Annotated in this window: 18 protein-coding genes; all 18 read left to right on the forward strand. The window is 41.3% G+C overall.

Going from position 1 to position 22,239, the window contains the following annotated elements; all coding sequences use genetic code 11:
• Positions 1-6: 6 nt before the first annotated feature.
• A complete protein-coding gene (gene tesB / locus FM019_RS14635; protein WP_143836708.1) occupies positions 7-867 on the forward strand; it encodes an acyl-CoA thioesterase II in 861 nt (286 codons plus the stop codon).
• A gap of 2 nt (positions 868-869) precedes the next feature.
• Complete coding sequence (locus tag FM019_RS14640) at positions 870-1,391, forward strand: gamma carbonic anhydrase family protein (protein WP_143836709.1); 522 nt, start codon at positions 870-872, stop codon at positions 1,389-1,391.
• A gap of 462 nt (positions 1,392-1,853) precedes the next feature.
• Entirely contained in the window at positions 1,854-2,981 is a 1,128-nt protein-coding gene (locus FM019_RS14645) for a pyridoxal-phosphate-dependent aminotransferase family protein (protein ID WP_143836710.1), read from the forward strand.
• Between the two features lie 214 nt (positions 2,982-3,195).
• A complete protein-coding gene (locus FM019_RS14650; RefSeq protein ID WP_143836711.1) occupies positions 3,196-4,425 on the forward strand; it encodes a nucleoside recognition domain-containing protein in 1,230 nt (409 codons plus the stop codon).
• A gap of 43 nt (positions 4,426-4,468) precedes the next feature.
• Entirely contained in the window at positions 4,469-4,735 is a 267-nt protein-coding gene (locus tag FM019_RS14655) for a DUF3862 domain-containing protein (protein ID WP_143836712.1), read from the forward strand.
• A gap of 1 nt (position 4,736) precedes the next feature.
• Entirely contained in the window at positions 4,737-5,420 is a 684-nt protein-coding gene (locus FM019_RS14660; protein WP_185969307.1) for an SIMPL domain-containing protein, read from the forward strand.
• A 189-nt stretch (positions 5,421-5,609) separates the two neighbouring features.
• Positions 5,610-6,080 (forward strand): GAF domain-containing protein, encoded by a 471-nt coding sequence (locus FM019_RS14665; RefSeq protein WP_143836714.1) that lies wholly within the window; start codon positions 5,610-5,612, stop codon positions 6,078-6,080.
• The gene (locus tag FM019_RS14670; RefSeq protein ID WP_143836715.1) at positions 6,077-6,373 is read left to right on the forward strand and encodes a hypothetical protein; all 297 of its coding nucleotides are present in this window, start codon (positions 6,077-6,079) and stop codon (positions 6,371-6,373) included. Before FM019_RS14665 ends, FM019_RS14670 begins: the two co-directional genes overlap by 4 nt.
• Before the next feature lie 18 nt (positions 6,374-6,391).
• Entirely contained in the window at positions 6,392-7,039 is a 648-nt protein-coding gene (gene proQ / locus FM019_RS14675) for an RNA chaperone ProQ (RefSeq protein WP_143836716.1), read from the forward strand.
• Positions 7,040-7,043: 4 nt separating this feature from the next.
• Positions 7,044-9,101 (forward strand): carboxy terminal-processing peptidase, encoded by a 2,058-nt coding sequence (gene prc / locus FM019_RS14680; RefSeq protein ID WP_143836717.1) that lies wholly within the window; start codon positions 7,044-7,046, stop codon positions 9,099-9,101.
• Positions 9,102-9,241: 140 nt separating this feature from the next.
• Positions 9,242-10,576, forward strand: a complete 1,335-nt coding sequence (locus tag FM019_RS14685; RefSeq protein WP_143836718.1) for a sodium-dependent transporter — start codon at positions 9,242-9,244, stop codon at positions 10,574-10,576.
• 14 nt (positions 10,577-10,590) lie between these two features.
• A complete protein-coding gene (gene nhaC, locus FM019_RS14690; RefSeq protein WP_143836719.1) occupies positions 10,591-12,066 on the forward strand; it encodes a Na+/H+ antiporter NhaC in 1,476 nt (491 codons plus the stop codon).
• A gap of 92 nt (positions 12,067-12,158) precedes the next feature.
• Positions 12,159-14,753 carry an aminopeptidase N gene (gene pepN, locus FM019_RS14695; protein WP_143836720.1) on the forward strand — a complete coding sequence of 865 codons (2,595 nt, stop codon included), beginning with the start codon at positions 12,159-12,161 and terminating at the stop codon, positions 14,751-14,753.
• A gap of 23 nt (positions 14,754-14,776) precedes the next feature.
• A complete protein-coding gene (locus tag FM019_RS14700) occupies positions 14,777-14,998 on the forward strand; it encodes a DUF2835 family protein (RefSeq protein ID WP_143836721.1) in 222 nt (73 codons plus the stop codon).
• A gap of 180 nt (positions 14,999-15,178) precedes the next feature.
• Entirely contained in the window at positions 15,179-17,257 is a 2,079-nt protein-coding gene (locus FM019_RS14705; RefSeq protein ID WP_143836722.1) for a DUF1302 domain-containing protein, read from the forward strand.
• 15 nt (positions 17,258-17,272) lie between these two features.
• Positions 17,273-18,637 carry a DUF1329 domain-containing protein gene (locus tag FM019_RS14710; RefSeq protein WP_409553378.1) on the forward strand — a complete coding sequence of 455 codons (1,365 nt, stop codon included), beginning with the start codon at positions 17,273-17,275 and terminating at the stop codon, positions 18,635-18,637.
• 63 nt (positions 18,638-18,700) lie between these two features.
• Positions 18,701-19,723, forward strand: a complete 1,023-nt coding sequence (locus FM019_RS14715; RefSeq protein WP_143836724.1) for a WD40/YVTN/BNR-like repeat-containing protein — start codon at positions 18,701-18,703, stop codon at positions 19,721-19,723.
• 6 nt (positions 19,724-19,729) lie between these two features.
• Entirely contained in the window at positions 19,730-22,045 is a 2,316-nt protein-coding gene (locus tag FM019_RS14720; protein ID WP_143836725.1) for an efflux RND transporter permease subunit, read from the forward strand.
• Positions 22,046-22,239 lie beyond the last annotated feature (194 nt).

Genomic DNA, 22,239 nt, shown 5'->3' on the forward strand with positions numbered 1-22,239 from the left:
AAACATATGACGCAAGTGACCTTAAAATCACTGTTAGAATTAGAAAAAATAGAAAACACTTTGTATCGAGGTCAAAGTTGGGACTTAGGATTTCGTGCATTATTTGGCGGGCAGGTTATGGGGCAGGCGCTCGCCGCGGCACAGCATACATTACCTGAAGGGCGGGTAACCCATTCATTCCATTCATATTTTTTATTACCGGGTGATGCAAATTGCCCGGTAGTGTATGACGTTGAAAATGTAAGAGACGGAAGAAGTTTTTCCACTCGACGGGTAAAAGCCATTCAAAATGGACGCAATATCTTTTATTTAACTGCGTCATTCCAACAGCCTGAAGACGGGCTTGAACATCAATTTGCAGATATGCCCGACGTACCACCACCTAATGAGGTTGGATCAGATCTTAAGTTTTTTGAGAGCTCAATCGACCAGATTTCCGACAGGATGCGTGAAGCCATCAGTTATCACAAACCTTTGGACATCAGAACCGTACAAACTATCGATCCCATGAAACCGGTAAAATCCGATCCAAAGCGTTATATCTGGATGAAAGCTCAAGAAATCGTCACTGGCGGAATCAATGTAAACCAGGCTATGTTGGCCTACGCGTCTGATTACCATTTTTTAGCTACTTCATTGCAACCTCATGGTATATCTGTACGAAACAAGCAGCTTAGAATGGCAACAATCGATCATGCAATGTGGTTTCATCATCCTTTTCAATTTGATGAATGGTTATTGTACAGTACTGAAAGCCCATTTAGTGGCGGTGCAAGGGGATTGGTTCGCGGTCAATTCTACAATCAACAAGGCGTATTAGTGGCTTCTACAATGCAAGAAGGCTTAATGCGCAAAATGGATGAATGATAATGATATATTCTCTGCAAGATCGTATTCCTGAGATCCACGATTCGGCCTATGTCGCTCCGGGCGCTCATGTTCTGGGTTCTGTCATTATGGCAAAAGATAGTAGTGTTTGGTTTAACGCTGTTTTGCGTGGAGACTGCGACACTATTTTCATTGGCGAAGAGTCAAACATTCAAGATGGCTCGGTATTACATACCGATATTGGTACCCCGTTGACAGTAGGCAAGGGCGTAACTGTGGGCCATAAAGTGATGTTGCACGGCTGTGAAATCGGTGATTACAGCCTAATTGGGATAAATGCTGTGGTGTTAAATGGCGCTAAGATCGGAAAAAACTGCGTCATTGGAGCTAACACTTTGGTAACTGAAAACATGCAAATCCCAGACAATTCACTTGTTATGGGAAGTCCAGGGAAAGTCGTAAAAACCATTCCTGAAAAAATGTACAGCCAACTAGAGGCGTCAGCAAAGCACTATGCACAAAACGCTAAACACTTTAAAACGTCATTAAAGTCAATAGACTAGATCATGTTTATCTTTATTCTTGAATAAAAAAGGCCCGGTACTATTTCTAGTTCCGGGCTTAGGGGAATGGCTCATTTTTAAGAGCCGTGCGCTAACTTTAACTTCCACAGGGAGAAGTCATCCAACAACATAATTCTGGAGAACTGTTATTGTAGAACAACTATGTTCAAATATTAAACACATTTCACCACTTTTTTGATAACTCTATATTTATCAAATACATAAAAAGGTAAAATATATACCCAATATCGATTTTTTTACTTTTAACTACAGTTTATCCTCCGCTTTCCAACATCTTATCCACATTTGGCGGGTTAGTTATCCACAACACTTTGTTCTTTTTGTTGTTAGATAACATTCTTTTTATTAATACTGACTATTACACTCTTGTTGGGGGGGAAGTTTATTGCAACACTAAATAGTGTTTTTACTTCTTACATGTAAACAATGGAGTTCTTTATCATGACATCTTTGACAAAATCATTTATACCAACGCCCAGAACCTTAATGGGCCCCGGTCCATCTGATGTCAACCCAAGAATTCTTGAAGCCCTTGCTCGTCCGACTATCGGCCATTTAGATCCTCAATTTGTTGCATTGATGGATGAGGTCAAGGCGCTTCTTCAATATGCGTTTATGACTAAAAACAGCTTGACGATGCCAATTTCTGCGCCGGGTTCCGCTGGCATGGAGGCTTGTTTTGCCAATTTGGTTGAGCCTGGAGATAAAGTGATCGTATGCCAAAACGGTGTTTTTGGTGGGCGAATGAAAGAAAACGTTGAGCGCTGTGGTGGTGTTGCCATTATGGTTCAGGATAAGTGGGGGCACCCCACAGATATAAATAAAGTAGAAGAAGCGTTAAATGCCAACCCTGATTGTAAAATTGTTTCCTTTGTCCACGCAGAAACGTCAACAGGCGTAAAAAATAATGCAAAAGCATTATGTGCGCTAGCAAAAGATAAAGGGTGTTTGACGTTAGTAGATGCCGTAACCTCACTGGGAGGCTCTGAACTTAGGGTGGATGACTGGCAAATTGATGCGATTTATTCGGGTACGCAAAAGTGTTTATCCTGTGTTCCAGGCTTGTCCCCCGTGTCGTTTAGCGAAGCAGCTATCCAAGCGATTAAAAGCCGTAAAACACCAGTGCAAAGTTGGTTTCTAGATATGGAGTTGGTAATGGGCTATTGGGGGCAGGGAACCAAGCGGGCCTACCATCATACCGCGCCTGTAAACAGCATCTACGCTCTGCATGAATCTCTTTGTATTTTACAAGAAGAAGGTTTGGAAAATGCTTGGCGACGCCATTTGGATAATCATCTTCTGTTAAGAAAGGGACTAGAGCAATTGGGCCTTGAATTTGTTGTTGCTGAAGAATGTCGATTGCCGCAACTTAATATGGTGAAAATACCTAAGGGTATTGACGATCAATCAGTAAGAAGCCAATTGTTATCCGAGTACAATTTAGAAATTGGCGCTGGCCTGGGAGAATTGGCTGGTAAAGTCTGGCGTATAGGATTGATGGGGTTTGGTTCAAATCCTAAAAATGTAGATTACTGCGTAAATAGTTTAAAAAATGTGTTGTCCAAATAACTGGCTGGGTAACACGATGATAAGATACGCAATCGTTCAGTTTTCCTGGTTTTGATGTGCCTCAATGTGTGCTTTTAGTGAAATCTATACCAGATTTTCAAGTTTTCACCGTTCAAGAATGTTGCCTGACTCTGGAGATGAAGCGTAAAAATAGCTAGAAACAAAACAGGTTCACTGTATGATGAATTAACAATAACAAAAATTGCTTATCACCATGCTTCATAGAATTTGGTTGATTTTTATTCTCTCAGCATTTTTGGCGACGCTGTGGCAAGCGCTATTTAATCAAGAGGTTGGAAGCTTTAAAGACGTCATGGATGCGATATATGCCATGGCAAAGTTGAGTGTAGAAATTTCTATTGGGTTAATTGGCGTCTTAGCGTTTTGGTTAGGAATATTCCAAGTAGCAGAACGATCTGGCCTTATCGCAAAATTTTCGGTAGCTCTGGAACCTTTATTATGTAGATTGATGCCTGATATTCCGAGAGGACACCCGGCTATTGGCAGTATCACCATGAATATGTCTGCAAACATGTTGGGGTTAGATAATGCTGCGACCCCTTTTGGCATCAAAGCCATGCAGGACATGCAAACCCTAACGGATGACAAACTCACTCTTAGCGATAGTCAAATCCTGTTTTTGGTATTAAACACTTCTTCCGTCACTTTATTCCCCATTGCGGTTTTTCTTTATCGTGCAGAACAAGGGGCCGCAAACCCAACAGACGTATTCATTCCGATTTTATTAGCGACCAGTGCATCGACGATTGTGGGTTTATTGGTGACATGTTGGGTGCAGAGAATAAATCTTTTTCAGCGAGTAATTATGCTCTATGGCGCTGCAGTTTTTGCACTATTGAGCGCAGTCATATTGTATTTTTCAAATTTGGGCGCTCAAGCGATGTCTGAGCAGTCTTCATTAATAGCAAATAGCCTTTTGCTTAGTTTTATTTGTTTAGTATTAACCTTGGGGGCGACGAGAAAATTAAATTGCTATGAGCTGTTTATTGAAGGCGCAAAAAAAGGTTTTGACCTGGCTGTTACGCTCATTCCGTATTTAATTGCCATGTTATTTGCTATTGGCATGTTAAGAGCAAGTGGTGTGATGGATGCTGTAGTCTCTGGAATTGCCACAGTAGTGGGTTTTTTCGGTGTAGACATCCGCTTTATTGATGCCCTGCCCAATGCACTCATGCGACCATTAAGTGGCAGTGGTGCAAGAGCTTTGATGATTGAAACGATGCAGCATCATGGTGCAGACTCTTTTGCTGGACGATTGGCTTCAGTACTTCAAGGCTCAACAGAAACTACTTTTTATGTTCTTGCAGTGTATTTAGGTGCCGTAGGCATAAAACATAGTCGCTATGCTGTAGCATGCTGTTTAGCTGCTGATTTAGCCGGAATAAGTGCAGCAATTGGTGTTGCATATTGGTTTTTTGGATAGTTCTGATACACAATAATAATCAAAACTATTAAAGGTAATTATAATGATTAAAAATTCTTTTAAGCTCCTCTTTGTTATTTTTTTATGCGGTGTTATCGCAGGGTGTTCTAAAGTGACCTTGGCGAATTATGACCGCGTCGAGATGGGCATGATTAAATCTGATGTTGAATTAATTTTAGGCGAACCGGCTCAATGTGAATCGGTTATTGGCACACACAGTTGTGTTTGGGGTGATATTGAGGGTACGCATATTAAAGTTAATTTTATTGCAGATCGCGCTGCGGTGATTACCCAAGATGGTCTTAAGTAACATGCGTATATTGATTATTGTAGTCACCTTTGTTGCTTTGATTTCGGCTGTTCATGCTCACGAATCAACGTCAAATACAATCTCAGTTAATGGGCAGGGCAACGTTGAGCAAGTCCCAGACATTTTAAAATTTACGATTTCAGTTCAAGAAAAAGGTGTGGATTCAACGATGTTAAGCCGAGCCGTTAACAACACCGTTAATCAAATATTGCATATGCTGACAAACAATGAGGTGCTAGAAAAAGATATTCAAGCAATGTCTATTAGCTTGCATCCTTGGTATGAACGTGAGGGTCAAAATAGTGTTCAAAAAGGGTTTGTTTTTAGCCGAAACATCAATGTCACCTTGCGAAACTTTAGCCGCTACCCCCTAATATTGGAGCAGTTATTTAAACTGGATGCATCTCGAGTAGAAGGATTTAGATACGAAGTAGAAGATCAGCAAAGTGCTTATCTTAATGCTTTAAAACTAGCCATGAAAGATGCAAAAACAAGAGCCAAAGAATTGATGACAATGTCAAACAAAAAACTTGGCGATATTGCCAATATCGTTGAAGTAACGAATTATCGACCTTTGGCACAGTCGTCTTCTCGTTCAAGTGTGGTATTTGCAGAGTCCTCACAATATTTACCTGGAAGTAACGTGATATCTGCAAGTGTTACGGTGACCTTCAATATTGAATGAAATATCTATCGTTTAATTTATTGATGATTTTTCTTAACACACTATTTAGCGTAAGTTAATGGTCTAGTTATTTAGTATACTCTTGAATATCTATATTCAATAAAAACACTGCAATAAATCTATGACAGAGGTAACATTCCGGTTAATTCAAAGGGTGTCCCCTTTAAAATTAACTAACCAAAGGTAATTATGCCGACAGATCAAAACAAAAGTGATTTCTATCAGAGTCTCGCTCAACAAGCTGAAGCCTTAGTTGAAGGTGAAACCAATCTCATTGCTAATATGGCCAATATCAGTGCACTTTTATTCATGAGTCTTGCAGATGTAAACTGGGCTGGATTTTACATTCGCGAAGAGGAAGAGCTTGTATTGGGACCTTTTCAAGGTAAACCTGCGTGCATACGAATTCCTATTGGAAAAGGAGTGTGTGGCACAGCTGCGCTAAATAGAACTACTCAAATCGTCTCAGATGTTCATCAATTTGAAGGGCATATTGCCTGTGATGCTGCCTCAAATTCGGAAATCGTCATTCCCGTAATGTCGGGGAGGCGACTTGTCGGAGTTCTGGACATCGATAGTCCAAAGTTAGGTAGATTCGATTCCGTTGATGGGTTGGGCTTGCAATTAGTCGTTGATACCTTGCAAAAGTCGTTACTGTGAAACATCTGGTTGATATACACGTTGTTTTAGCGACACCCGAGGACATGGATCATTGGGAAGATAGGGCCGAAGAGGCGGCTGATAAGCTTAATGTTATTCTACACATGACGTATGATGGTGCAGAAGAAGACATTGAAATAGCACGTCTTGAAAAGATTCTTCAACATATCTGGGAAAACTGGCGAGAAGACAGTTACTTACTGGAAGTTGACGAGGAAGATTTGCGTGACTGGGTTGACCATCTACTGGCAACTTGGGATGATGCGGATCATGAAGATGAATTTGAACACTAAAATAAAATAGAATATTGAATGGAAAACCAACAAAAATTTTCGAATAGCAAAGAAGTTATTGCTTTTTTAGCGGAGAGCTTTCCCAATTGTTTTAGCCTGGAAGGTGAAGCAAAACCGCTCAAGATTGGCATTTTTCAGGAGTTGTCTGAGCGATTAAAAGAGGACGAGCGTGTTAGCAAAACTTTGTTGCGCTCGTCATTACGACATTATACGAATAGCTGGAGGTACCTTCATAGCGTTAAAGAAGGAGCGTTCAGAGTCGATTTGGATGGAAAGCAAGACGCCGCTATTGAGAAAGAGCATGCGGAACACGCCTTAGTGCAACTTAATGAAAGCAAAGCGAAAGTCGCAGAAAAACGAAAAGAACAAAATGCGAAGAACCAAGCTGACAAAAAAAGTTACAAAGAAAATAACGAAAATGCTGGCAAATCCAAGTTTAAAGGAACTAAAGTCGTTAAAAAGAAACAAACTAAGTTACCAACGCCAGAAAAACTTTCAGAATCTGACATGGTGGCAGGGACAGAAGTCACCGTCAAAGTTGGCAAAGCGCCTTTACCTGCTACTATTACAGAAGTGTCCAAAGACGGAATTCACGTTCAACTCCAGACCGGTATGATAGTGAAAGTAGATGCAGATAAATTGCGTTTAGCCCGTTCAAAGAGGTAGTAATATGAAACAATTCGTTCGTTCTTCAATTTATAGTGCACTGTTTTGTTTAAGTGCTGCTGCAAGTGTCAGTGCCATTGCAGTGAGTTCTAGCAAGACAATCGAAGAAATTCCGGAATTGGCGCAAGAGTCACAGCACTCAGCTTCAGCCAAACGCATCAGTTCACATTTCCTTCGTTCTCACTATAAACCCATTGAGATAGACGACGAATTGTCGGCAAAAATGTTCGATCGATATATCCGATCGCTAGATTTTAATCGAAACGTTTTTCTAAAATCTGATATTGATAATTTAGAAAAGTATCGTTTAAATTTTGATGAAGCGATTGCTCGTGGAAATTTAAGTGATGCATATTCAATTTATTCGCTAAATCTAAAACGCCGAGTTGAACGTTACCAATTTGCCATTTCTCTATTGGACAAGCCGTTTAACTTCGAACAAAAGGGCGATGCTCTTGAATTTGATCGCGAAGAGGCGCCTTGGGTTAAGTCAGTAGCTGAACTGGACGAGTTGTGGCGTCAGCGAGTCAAATATGATGCTCTCAATTTGAAATTGGCGGGTAAAGAACAGGATAAAATTAAAGAGTTACTTACTAAACGCTATGAACGAGCGATTAAACGTCTTACGCAAACAAAAAGTGAAGATGTCTTCCAGACGGTTATGAACTCATTTGCTCGAAGTGTTGAAGCACATACGAGTTATCTTTCCCCTCGAAATGCGGAACGTTTCCAAATGGAAATGAATTTGTCTTTTGAAGGTATTGGTGCAGTTCTTCAAAGCGAGGATGACTTCACTGTGATACGCAGTATTGTTCCAGGTGGTCCCGCAGAGCTAACCAAAAAGATAAAACCTGAAGACAAAATTGTCGGCGTTGCACAAGAAGATGAAGAATTTATAGATGTAATTGGTTGGAGACTAGACGAAGTTGTCGAGTTGATCAAAGGGCCTAAAGGAAGCATTGTACGCTTGCAAGTAGTCAAAGGTTCGTCAGAGTCTGCCGTGCCTGAAGTTGTGAGTATCACACGAGACAAAATTAAACTGGAAGACCGTGCAGCTAAATCAGAAATTTATGTTCCTGAAACTGGGCCAAATCAAGGCGAAAAGCTAGGTGTGATCAGTATTCCTTCTTTTTATAACAACCTGCATGCAGATGTGAAAAAAGAATTGGCGAGTCTAAAAGAACAAGACATCCAGGGTTTAATCGTCGATCTGCGAGGAAACGGTGGTGGGTCTCTAACAGAAGCAACACTGTTATCTGGCTTGTTTTTTGATCGTGGACCAGTAGTGCAAATCCGTACGTCAGCAGGCCGCACTAGAATAGAACAGGATACAGATGGCGTCACGTTTTATGATGGACCGATGACAGTTCTGGTCGACAGATATAGTGCATCGGCTTCTGAAATATTTGCTGCTGCTATGCAAGATTATGGCAGAGCGGTGGTGCTAGGTGAACAGACCTTCGGTAAAGGGACTGTACAACAGCATCGTCCCCTTGGCCGAATTTACGACTTGTATAGTAACCCTCTGGGTAGTATTCAATATACGATAGCCAAGTTTTATCGTATTAACGGTGGTAGTACCCAACATAAAGGTGTGGTTCCAGACGTTAAGTTCCCATCGGCAATCGATCCAGCGGAGTGGGGTGAAAGCCAGGAAGAAAATGCGCTTCCATGGGACAGTATCGCCAGAGCTAATTACACAACAGTAGGGGATACAACATCTGCACTATCGGTTATCAAGCAGAATTATCTTGGGCGCATTAATGCTAATCCAGAATTTGCATATATTTTCGAAGATATTGATACATACCAAAAAGAGAAGGATAAAAAGACCATTTCACTGGTTGAATCTCAACGAGTCAAAGAAAAGCAAGAGCGCGAAGCTAAACGCTTGAAGCGAGCGAATGAGCGTCTTGAAAGAGCAGGTTTAACTAAGGTTGAAAATTTAGATGATCTCCCAGAAGAGTTAGATGAAATAGATCCTTTCTTAGATGAAGCTGCGAATATTACTTTTGACCTTGTATCGACAGGAATGTACGCGGCCAACAGTACAAAAAAATAAACACTAATCATTATATTTAGGTTAAAAAAATGGGGCTATTTGTTAATAGCCCTTTTTTATATTCGAATTAATTGGTGTAAGATGCGTCCCTAAACAGCATATCTACAAACGCTAAGACAATAATAAAAAAAGGGCTTTAAATGAATTCACGTGGAGAGTTCTCTTCTCGATTAGGTTTTATTCTCGCAGCAGCAGGATCGGCAGTCGGCTTAGGTAATATCTGGGGATTCCCTACCCAAGTTGCCAGTAATGGTGGCGCTGCATTTGTATTTGTTTACATCGTTCTTGCATTTTTACTTGCTTACCCGGTATTAATGGCCGAACTAATTATCGGTAGGGCCACCCGCTCTAATATGGTTGACGCATTGGGTCAAATATCTGGCAGTAAGCTCGGACGTGCAACAGGAATATGGGGTTTTGTCACGGTATCCCTTATTTTGGCTTTTTACTCTCTTGTGGCTGGGTGGATGATTGCGTATTTCCTGCAATCTATTACCAACATTGTGGGATTAATTGAGATATCAAACTGGCTCACCACTTCTTCGATTCCTCGAAATATCCTATTTTGTGGATTGTTCCTAGCCCTAACTGCTGGCATTGTCACGGGCGGTGTTAGCGCGGGCATAGAGAAGTGGTCGGTGCGATTAATGCCCACGCTGATAGTTATTGTGCTTCTGCTTATTGGCTATGTCTCCACCCAAAATGGTGCGTTAGACGGTTGGAAAGCGTATTTAGTGCCAGATTTTAGTCGAATTTTGGATCCCAACTTACTTATCAGCGCCATGGGCCAAGCGTTTTTCTCAATGTCTTTGGGGGTAGGGACTATGTTGGTCTACGGCTCTTACGTAAGTAAAAAAGAAAGATTGCCATCATTGGGAGCTTATGTCGCACTTGTTGATATCGGTGTTGCGATTTTGGCGGGAATGCTGATTATACCAGCGATGTATGTTGCGTTGGCCAACGGCGTGCAAATATTCTCTGAAAGCGGCGCATTAATTGAAGGTGATTCGCTAATTTTCACTGTCTTGCCAGCATTGTTTGATTCTATGGGCGGGATCGGTTTGTTCGTCGCGTTAGCGTTTTTTGCATTAATGGTCATTGCTGCACTGACCTCATCCATTTCAATGTTGGAAGTTCCCGTGGCTTATGTGGTAGAAAATAAAGGAATAGGCAGAAAACGAGCGGTATGGATGCTTGCCGCAGCAGTATTCGTTGCAAGTAGCATAATCGCTGTCAACTTTAGTAGTCTATTTGGTTTGGTCATTACGGCTACGACTAAATACAGTCAGCCGCTATTAGGCTTTGCTCTATGTTTGTTTGTTGGGTGGGTTTGGAAACGTGACAACATTCTTAAAGAACTAAAAGAAGGGAACGAGGGTGCTGAGCACTCTTTGTTTTGGAAAATTTGGCCTTGGTACATAAAGTTTGTTTGTCCGGTGGTCATTTTAGTTATGTTCTATCGCTCAGTTGCTTAATAAGAAGAAGTTAAATGGAAAACACACCACAGAATACGCAACATAAAGAAGCCTCAATTGTTGATGCTTTAATTCCCATTGTTATATTGATTTGCTTATTGCTATCGTCAGTGCTTCTTTATGGCGATGATTCGTCCTATGGCCCCAATCAAATAGCATTGCTTTTTGCCATGTATATCGCCGCAATGATTGGGATGAAAAACGGGTATACCTGGAAAGAAATAGAAAAGGGTATAGTCAAAGGGATTTCTTTATCATTGGGAGCGATTCTCATTTTGCTTGCCGTTGGAGCTTTGATCGGCTCTTGGATGTTATCGGGTACAGTTCCTACACTGATTTATTATGGATTAGAATTACTCAATCCATCTTTATTTTACGCAGCGACCTGTTTAATTTGTGCGGTGATCGCGATGAGTATTGGTAGCAGTTGGACAACGGCTGCAACTGTTGGTGTTGCGCTAATGGGTGTTGCCAGTGGCATGGGATTGTCTCCAGCTATTACTGCCGGCGCGATCGTTTCTGGTGCCTATTTTGGAGACAAAATCTCTCCGCTTTCAGAGACAACTAACCTTGCTCCTGCCATCGCCGGTACAAACCTTTTTGAACACATCCAATATATGTTATGGACTACCGTGCCAAGCATAATCATTGCACTGGTTCTTTTTACTGTTATTGGATTTAATGGTGAAGCACAAACCAACGCACAAAACATTGCAGATATGCAAACATTGCTAAATGAAGAGTTTAACTTGGGTTGGCATATGCTAGTTCCGTTAATTGTTTTATTAGCACTGGCAATCAAAAAAGTTCCAGCTTTTCCTGCGGTGTCAATAGGGGCTTTACTAGGTGGAGTTTGGGCCGCTATTTTCCAACCTGAGGTTGTTCAATCTTTTGCTACCGAAGGTAGAGACGGAATAGTAGCAAGCGTAACCGTCATTTGGACCGCATTGTATGATGGCGTGTCATTTTCTACACCAAGTGAGGTGTTAAATGATTTGTTAAGCCGCGGTGGCATGGCCAACATGTTAAATACCATATGGTTAATCATGTGCGCAATGACATTTGGTGCAGTGCTGGAAAAAGTCGGCTTACTAAAACGTATTGTTAGCGCCATTCTAATCGGTGCAAAGTCTGCAGGAGATATGATTTCTCGGACTATCGTGACGTGCTTTGCCACAAATTTAATGACCGCCGATCAATATATGGCGATAGTTATGCCTGGTCGCATGTACAAAAACGAATTTGAAAAACGTGGATTGCACCAACTTAACTTGTCCAGGAGCTTAGAAGATGGTGGCACACTGACATCTCCTCTTATCCCTTGGAACACCTGTGGTGCATACATGGGGGGCGTGTTAGGTGTTAGCGCTTTAGATTACGCTATTTATGCGTTCTTTAACCTTATTAATCCTGTATTAGCAATCATCTATGCCTTCTTGGGTATTAAAATTTTACGGATACCGCCGCCAGAGTATGCAAGTGCTAAATAATTGAGTATTGGTTTTACGCGCAAATCTATCTAACGGAGTATTGATTTTAGTGCTCCGTTTTATTTGAAAAAATTCAAAGGGCGATAAAAAGCATGTCCGCAAATATTACTGCAAAAAAGAGACTTGATTACCAACCGCCAAGTCACCTAATCCCTGAAATAGCCTTGTCCTTTAATCTCGAGGATGGCGTGACTAAGGTAAAAAGTCAGTTAAAAATTGTTAAAAATGGTCATCATGAAAAGCCACTTGTTTTGGATGGGGTGGATCTTAAGCTCATAGATATACAAATAAATGGCAAAACGATCGCAGAATACGAATTAACCGACACACATTTAACCCTTCATCACTTGCCAGATGAATGCACACTTGAAATATACACAGAAATATTTCCACAAAATAATTCTAGTCTTGAGGGGCTATATAAAACCTCTGGAGCTTACTGTACTCAGTGCGAAGCAGAAGGGTTTCGTAAAATAACCTATTTTGCCGATCGACCTGACGTCCTCTCTGAGTACACCGTCACTATTTATGCGCAAAAAGACAATTTTCCATTTTTGTTATCCAATGGCAATAAAATCGATTCTGGGGATCTGGATGAAAATGTTCATTGGGTCAAATGGCATGATCCTTTCAAAAAACCCTGTTATTTATTTGCGCTCGTAGCCGGTGATTTTGACTTATTAGAAGACACCTTCACTACGGGGAGCGGTCGCGAGGTGGCACTTGAACTTTTTGTCGATAAAGGCAAACTCGATCGTGGCCATCATGCACTTTCGTCTTTAAAAAAAGCTATGAAATGGGACGAAGATGTATTTGGTTTAGAGTATGACTTAGATATCTATATGATTGTCGCAGTCGATTTTTTCAACATGGGGGCTATGGAAAACAAAGGACTGAATGTTTTTAATAGTAAGTTTGTTTTGGCCGACAGCGAGTCTGCTACCGATGAAGATTATTTTAATATTGAATCCGTTATTGCTCATGAATATTTCCACAACTGGACTGGAAATCGGGTCACATGTCGCGATTGGTTCCAACTGAGTTTGAAAGAGGGATTGACGGTTTTTCGTGATCAACAGTTCAGTGCCGACATGAATTCAGCGCCAGTCAATCGGATCAAAAATGTAAAGGTTATACGGGAACATCAGTTTGCCGAAGATGCCAGTGCCATGTCTCATCCGATCAGGCCTGATGAAGTTATCGAAATGAATAATTTTTATACGGTAACAGTGTATGACAAAGGCGCAGAAGTGATCCGTATGATGCATACCTTGTTAGGCAGCGAGGGTTTTAGAAAAGGCATGGATTTATACTTTTTACGTCACGATGGACAAGCAGTTACCTGTGATGATTTTGTTCAAGCTATGCAAGATGCAAATAGTGAAGATTTAACGATGTTTAGACGTTGGTATGGCCAATCTGGAACGCCTAATATCAACGTTGAAGAAAATTACAATGCATCAACTGGCGAATTAAACATTCGTTTTGAACAAACAAATTTACCTACTGCCGATCAAGCGCAAAAGCAGGATTTACACATTCCCATTAAACTGGAAATTATTGACGACTTAAATCCTCAACAAAATCATATTGATGTGTATAACCTTAAACAAAAATCTGATGTCATTAAAAAGTCTGGATTCTCAGCAAAGCCTACCATAGCTTACTTAACTGATTTCTCTGCTCCAGTTAAACTCAATTATTGCTACCAGGCGGATGATCTTGTGAAAGTCGCGACAAAAAGTCGTGACGGATTTTCGCGCTGGAATGCCACACAAAATTTGTACGCAAATTGTATCCATCACCTAGCAAGGTCGACCACAAAAAATACTAGTCAGCAGATCGCTCTAAGTGATATCGAGCAACTTCTAGATGGGATATTTGCCCAGCCGTATGATGACAAAGCAACCCTTGGCGAAATGCTTACTCTTCCGTCATTCGAAACTCTAGTACAACAGGTTGAATTATTTAACGTGAGAACCTTGTTCGAAAAAAGAGAAGTGTTAAGGCAATTTATCGCGGAACGCTTTATTGAAAAGTTCACCCAGTTGTACGAAAGCAATCAGACCAAACAGTATAAATTTACAGCAAAAGATATGGCTGAACGCAAACTTGCAAACGTGAGTTTGGAATATATTGCCTTGACTAACCAAGGCACAGACCGGGTTACGCATCAATTTGAAAATTCGAGTAATATGACGGATACATTAGGGGCGTTGAAGTCGGCACAAACGGCTTCATTGCCAGTGTTTGACAAATTGATGGAACAATTTGAAAGTCGTTGGCGACAAGATCCCTTGGTGTTGGATAAGTGGTTTGCTCTGCACGCAGGACTCAACAGCAAAGATATACTATCTAGACTAGAGTTAATCATGGGTCATAAACAATTTGACCTCGCCAACCCTAACCGAGTGCGATCTGTTATTGGAACGTTTGCGTTTTATAATTCACTGGGGTTTCATGATGAAAGTGGAGTAGGGTATCGATTTGTAACGGATTACCTTATAAAGCTAGATAAAATCAATCCACAGGTCGCCGCCAGGATCGTCACACCACTCACGCAATGGCAAAAACTGGATGAATCACGAATTGAATTGATGAAAACACAGTTAAGTCGACTACTTGATTCACCAAATATTAGTAATGATATGTTTGAAAAAGTCAGTAAAAGTTTGAGTTTTCAATAAGTAATTATTTCAGAATTTAATAAATGAAGACCTTTTATTTTAGCATCAATGCGACTTATGATTATTGTGAAAAGCTCTATTTCACTGGCAATAATGCGGTAATAGTCAAAGCTGAGTCAGGTGAAAACGTTCAGATCCCTTCACTGAATTTACGACCTTTTGTTACCCGTAGCGGGTTAAACGGAAGATTTCGTCTTATAATTAACGAACAAAACAAAGTTGAGTCTTTCGAAAAAATAAACTAAAGCCAACGTTTAAGCTTTTGTTTGATTTTCAAACTATTGAAAACGAAAAGAAATGCGAAATTTCAACTGGTACGATTTCTTCTTGCTATCACATCAAAATGATGTAATGATTTTGTGAATTATTTGCTATCGATAATCGGTCGCGGTGCCTGCACCAAAGCGACATGGGAGAACATAAATATGAAGTGTGGACCTTTGAAGTTCAAAAAGTCACCGCTTGCGTTGAGCATTGCTGCATTCGCTGCTATTGCCTCAGGTACAGCACAAGCCGGGTCATGGGAGAGTGGCGATTGGTCTGTTACTTTTGACTCTAATTTCTCGTTTGGTACGAGTATTCGAGTAGAAGAACGAGATTTTGGACTAATTGGTAACAGCAATCACCCTAACTTTAATTGGACGGGCTACAATGCCGCAACCAATGTCATATATCCGAATGTTGACGTCTGGAATAATGCAGATGGCGCCTATTCAACAAATGGTGATTTAGGTAATTTGAACTTTGATAAAGGAAACGCTTTTTCGACCTTGTTCAAAGGCACTCATGAATTAGACATAAATTATGGCAATATGGGCTTCTTTGCCCGTGGTTTTTACTTCTATGACTTTGAATTAAAAAATCGTGGTCGTGCCTGGTCTAATCCAATAACCGGTGAAACCCAAGACCCATGTGCAACTGAGCGTTCGGCAGAAGAGTTATGCTCTGATATTCGCCTATTAGATGCGTTCTTTTATGCTGATTTTGATATTGGCGATATGCCAGTTTCAATCCGTATCGGTGACCAGGTGGTTAGTTGGGGGGAAAGTACTTTCATTCAACATGGGATTAACACAACTAACCCTGTTGATGTCACTCGCGCCAGAGCACCTGGTGCAGAGCTTAAAGAGGTTTTCATTCCCGTTGGCATGGTGTTCGCATCTGTAGGGATCACCGAGAATCTAAGCGTGTCGGGTTACTATCAATATGAGTGGGAACGCAGTATCTTGCCACAGGCAGGAAGCTACTTTGCGACAAATGACTTTGCCGGTGAAGGAGGACAAGCGCAAAACATACAACTTGGCTTTACGGGTAATCCTGACATTAATTTGAATTTTTTGTTAGCGAGTCTAAATGGTTTGGGTGACGCATTGCGCGGTGGTGCCGATGCTGCAGAAATATCTGCTGCTTATTTGGCCTACCCAACCAAAGTCGCCGTAAGGGCTTTCAGCGATGCTGCGCATCAAGATGCTGACGATCAAGGTCAATATGGTATTAAGTTCTCTTACTTTGCAGAAGATTTAAATTCGACAGAATTTAGTATCTACCACATTAATTATCACAGCCAACGTCCGTTAATCTCTGGTGTGACTTCTGATTTTACTGCAGCAGGAATTGGTGCCGATCTCGGTTATTTAGCGGCAAATCAAATCACACGTGACAACGTTACTGACTTACAAGCATTTACTGAAACTCAATTTGTCTACCCCGAAGATTTAAAACTTTATGGGTTCAGTTTTAACACTAACGTTGGTGAAACAGCGCTAGCAGGTGAAATTGCCTATCGCGTTGACGAACCATTACAAATTGATGATGTTGAATTGCTGTATACTGCAATGCCACAACAGCTAGCCAACGCGGGACTTAGACCTGATTTAGACGGTATTTCTCAGCTTGTGAATATTGGTCGAAATGTGGGGCCAGGGCAAACCGCCGAGGGTTTCCTTGTTTCTGATACCATTCAAGCGCAGATCACGGCATCACATGTATTTGGTCCAGCTATGGGTGCAGATAACTTCATATTGTTAGGTGAAGTAGGTGTAATTGAAATATCGGACATGCCAGATCCGAACGTCATTCGCCTTAACGGCCCAGGTACAGCCAGAACACCTTCTATTGAACCGTTGAGAGATGAAAGTGGGAATATCATCACAACCCGCGAAGGTTTGCATATTGGGTTATCAGATGGACCTGAAACAAATCCATTCCCATCAGCCAGCGCTTGGGGCTATCGATTATTAGCTGTAGCTGACTACAACAACGTTTTTTCTGGTGTAAACTTAAGAACGCGTGCAACCTTTGCTCATGACGTTAACGGTACTACGCCCGATCCATTATTTTTGTTTCTAGAAGATCGAAAATCGGCGAATTTATCTTTTGAGTTTGATTACTTAAGTAAGTTTTCTGCTTCCGTCGGCTACAGTGCGTTTTGGGGTGGCAAAGGAAACTCCAATGCCTTATCAGACAGAGACTTTGTGTCTATCAACTTTAAATACGCAATTTAAGAGAGCAGCATAATGATGAATAAATTGATAATGACAACATCAGCCGTAGCTTTGGCGCTTAGCGTGTCGCTTGCACAGGCTAAAGTGTCTGAAGCCGAAGCTGCAAAGCTTGGCAATGAATTAACGCCGTTAGGCGGAGAAAAAGCGGGAAACGCAGATGGCAGTATTCCTGAATGGACGGGGGGCATTACCTCAGCGCCGGCAGGATACACACCAGGCGATTTCCATCCAAACCCTTTTCCAGATGATAAGGTTTTGTTCACCATCACTGCTCAGAATTATAAAGAATATTCTGACTTTTTAAGTGATGGTCAGGAAAAACTCTTTGAGACCTATCCAGATACCTTCAAGATGCCGGTATATCAAACTCGTCGTACCGCCTCGAACCCACAATTTGTCTACGATGCGACTAAGGCAAATGCAACCAGAGCAGAGCTGGTTCAGGGGGGCAACGGAATTAAAAACGCCGCAATTGGGGTTCCTTTCCCAATTCCCCAAAGTGGTGTTGAAGCCATTTGGAATCACGTTCTTCGCTATCGTGGCCAAGCTATCCAGCGTAATGGCGGTCAAGCTGCCCCAACTGCATCAGGTGACTACAACGTAATTGGTTTTGATGAAATTCTGATGGTTAAATATTCCAATAAAGATGCGACACCAGAAGCTTTGTTGGAAGAAAATATTCTGATGAAATTCAAGCAAAGTATTACGTCACCTGCTCGATTGGCAGGCACAGCTTTGTTAGTTCATGAAACTATGGATCAGGTTAGAGAACCTCGTCAGGCTTGGACGTATAATACAGGGCAACGTCGGGTTCGTAGAGCGCCGAACATCGCATATGATGCCCCTGGAACAGCATCGGACGGTCTACGCACAACTGATGACTTTGACATGTTTAACGGTGCACCGGATCGTTACAATTGGGAATTGAAAGGTAAGCAAGAAATGTACGTTGCTTACAACAATTATAACCTGCACAGCAATACGGTTTCCTATGAAGATATTTTGAAGCCTGGACACATCAACCCTGACCTAACTCGTTATGAAAAGCATCGCGTTTGGGTTGTCGAAGCGACATTAAAAGAGGGTTTGCGTCATGTTTATCAAAAGCGTGTTTTCTTTATAGATGAAGATAGCTGGCAAGTTCAAGTAGCTGATATGTATGATAATCGCGGTGAATTATATAAAGTTGCCAAAGCTTACGGTATAAATTACTACGAAGTTCCTACACATTGGTCTACTCTTGACGTATACCATGATTTAAATTCTCGTCGTTATCTTGCTCTTGGTTTGGATAACGAAGACAAAGTTTACGATTTCTCAGTTGAACCAACTGACAAAGAGTTTACTGCACAAGCCTTACGGCGAGAGGGCAAACGCTAAACACGGTTTTAAACGGTTGGCGATGCCAACCGTTTTTGTTTTAGAGGTCAGAAAAAGAAAAATATGAAATATAAACAAATATTTTCCCTGTCACTGATATGTTCTCTTGGATTTTTTGGTGCGAATGCCGAACAGTCCTACATCGCCCCCCTCGCAAAAAAATCTCTATTGCTAGACATCGTAAAAGCACAAAATGGCTTTGTTGCGGTCGGTGAAAGAGGGCATATACTTCGTTCACAAAATAGTGTTGATTGGGTTCAAGAGCCTGTGCCAACGCTTTCTACGCTAAGTGCTATTTCTACGGTTAACGGTAAGTCATGGGCAGTTGGGCATGACGCGGTTATTGTCCACAAATCGAGTGAACAGGCCGACTGGGAGATCCAGTACTTTGATCCCGATTCTGAAAAACCTTTATTGGATGTCTTATTCTTAAATGAATCTGAAGGCATTGCTGTGGGAGCTTATGGTAGTTTCTACCGAACAACAGATGGTGGAAATAACTGGACTAAAGAGTTACATGCCCAATTATTACATCCAGATGACGTATTGTATCTTGAAGAAATTAGACTAGAAGATGAGACGTTTTATCAAGAAGAACTTGTATCTATTCTTCCGCATTTAAATAAAGTTGACCTAGTCAATGATGTTTTATACATGGCTGGAGAATCCGGATTACTAGCGAAAAGTGCTGATTTCGGCCGAACTTGGCAGCGAATGGATGTTGACTATTTTGGTTCTTTTTTTGAAATTAAAGGTCTACGTAATGGAAATATAATTGCCGCAGGTCTTAGAGGTAACCTTTTCAAACTTGAAGATGAAAACGAAGGATGGAGCAAAATCGATTCGGGAATCACCGCTTCCATCAATACCTTGGTGGAAGGTCCAAATGGCAGTTTTTATGCAATGGGCAATAGCGGATTCATCGTCTGTGTTAGCGGTGATGAGGTGAAGAAACGACATTTAGACGATGGTATCGCAATTACTGCATCAGTTTCTGTGGATGATGGTTTTCTTGTTACATCTGCTGCCGGTTTAAAAACGTTGAGTTCCGACGAGCAACTAAATCTTTGTGAAAGGGATGAGTAGTAACCTATGAATAAGTTGATTGATTTGTGTGTCAATGGGATTTTTCGCAATCGCATCATTGTCGTTTTACTTTTTGTTTTAACTACCATTTTTTTAGGTTATCAATCGTCATTACTTAAACTTGATGCCGGTTTCACCAAAAATATACCGCTTAACCATGAATACATGGTTAATTATATGAAACATGCCAAAGACTTCGGTGGTGCGAATAGCATATTAGTGTCTGTGTGTGATCGAGACAGTGACATCTTTAATACTGAATTTTTCGATACCCTTAAAAATGTTCACGACCAGTTATTTTTTATAAACGGTGTGGAACGCTCTTTAGTTAAATCATTATTTTCATCATCCACTCGTTTCACTGAGATAGTTGAAGGCGGATTTGCGGGTGGTCCAGTTATCCCTGCTGATTTTGACTCAAAAGACCCAGCTGCTTTGGCGTTGGTGGGACAGAACATCGATAAAGCGGGCATAGTCGGTAGATTAGTATCGGATGATTATCAATGTGCAATGGTGTCGGCCCAACTCCTCAATATCGATCCGGCGACCGGTGAAAAATTAGATACCTTAACCTTGGCCGGCGAGTTAGAAGATCAACTTCGTGGCCAATTTGAAAACGAAAATACCAGTATACATATTATTGGTTTTGCCAAAATGATCGGTGATGTTGCGAATGGCGCTAAAGACGTGGTGCTGTTTTTTGCTATCGCCATTGCCATCACAGCTGTCATGGTGTTTTTCTTTTCTAAATCTGTGATGTTAACGATTTTACCCTTGTTATGTTCTGTTGTGGCAGTTGTATGGCAACTTGGTTTGTTGACTATTTTAGGATTTGGATTGGACCCAATGTCAATCCTTGTGCCATTCTTGGTATTTGCCATTGGTGTTAGCCATGGCGTGCAAATGATTAATGCAGTTGGTAAACGGGTATCCGAAGGTGGAACGGCTTTATTCGCTGCTGAATCCGCATTTAGAACCTTGTTAATCCCGGGCGGAATCGCACTACTTTCAGATACCGTTGGCTTTATGACCTTGTTGGTCATCGATATTGGTATCATCCGTGAACTGGCTATTACTGCTAGTTTAGGGGTTGCAGTGATTATTTTGACTAACTTGATTCTGTTACCTGTGTTGATGTCATACGTCAGATTTAGTGACAAGTACAAGGCTAGATTTAAGGGCAAGGAAAATCGTTCGGATGCATTTTGGAATGCCATTGCTCATTGTTCTACGCCTAAAGTGGCTTATGTCATTCTTGCCGTGACTACTGTGCTTTTCGTCCTTGGTTGGATGCAGTCCAGTAAGATGAAAATTGGTGATCTTCACGCAGGTGCGCCTGCGCTGCACGAGGAAAGCCGTTACAATCAAGACACCTTCCTCATTACTGATAAGTATGCGATTAGTGTGGATTATATCTCTATACTAGTCGAGACCGCTCCTGAGTCGTGTACGTCCTATGAAGTGATGACAGCAATTGACGATTTGCAATGGAAAATGACGAACATCGAAGGGGTTCAATCTGCGGTCAGTTTAGCATCAGTGGCAAAACTGGTTAATGCGGGTTACAACGAAGGCAACCCTAAGTGGCAAGTGCTCCCTCGAAATCAACAAACAATGGTGCAAGCGATTGCCCAGATCCCAACGTCTTCAGGTTTGTTGAACGGCAATTGCTCCGTTATGCCGATCATTCTTTTCATGGAAGATCATAAAGCAGAAACCATTAATCGTGTTGTTGATGCAGTTAAAACCTTCAGAGAAGAGTATCAAAACGATAATTTGCAGTTTAAATTAGCTTCTGGACCGGTTGGCGTCATGGCGGCCAAGAATGAAGCGGTTGAAGCAGCGCAAGATCCTATGATGATGTATGTGTTTGGCGCGGTAATCATTTTGTGTTTGCTGAGCTTCCGTTCATTAAGAGCGACATTATCTGTCGTCATCCCATTGTATGTTGTGTCAGTGCTGGCTCAGGCGCTCATGACATTTCTGGAGATAGGGCTCACAGTGTCAACCTTACCTGTTATTGCATTGGGCGTAGGCATAGGGGTCGATTACGGTATATACATTCTTTCGACTATGGCAATTAAACTCAAATCTGGTGTGGCGTGCCGTCAAGCGTATTTTGATGCTCTCAAAGAGCGGGGTAGTGCTGTGCTATTTACCGGTATAACTTTGGCCGTTGGTGTGAGCACCTGGGTATTCTCATCGCTGAAGTTTCAGATGGATATGGGAATATTGCTCACCTTTATGTTTGTCGTCAATATGCTAGGCGCCATTGTGGTTTTACCCGCACTTGCTTCGGTTTTCTGGCGTTCACAAAAATAATTTGTGCATAACTATTTAGTAACTCGAAATAGAAAGGGCCTCAGGGCCCTTTTTTAGTTGTTTTTGTTGCATATTTATCATTATTGTAAATATAGGGTTAATTTAGTCCTTTCAAAGCCGTAATAATTTAGCGAAAATAGCGCCTGAAATGTCGAAAAACTGTATATATGTCAGTCTTTTGACTAATCTAATAA

Source organism: Aliiglaciecola sp. M165, assembly GCF_007197995.1.
Classification (GTDB): Bacteria; Pseudomonadota; Gammaproteobacteria; order Enterobacterales; family Alteromonadaceae; genus Aliiglaciecola.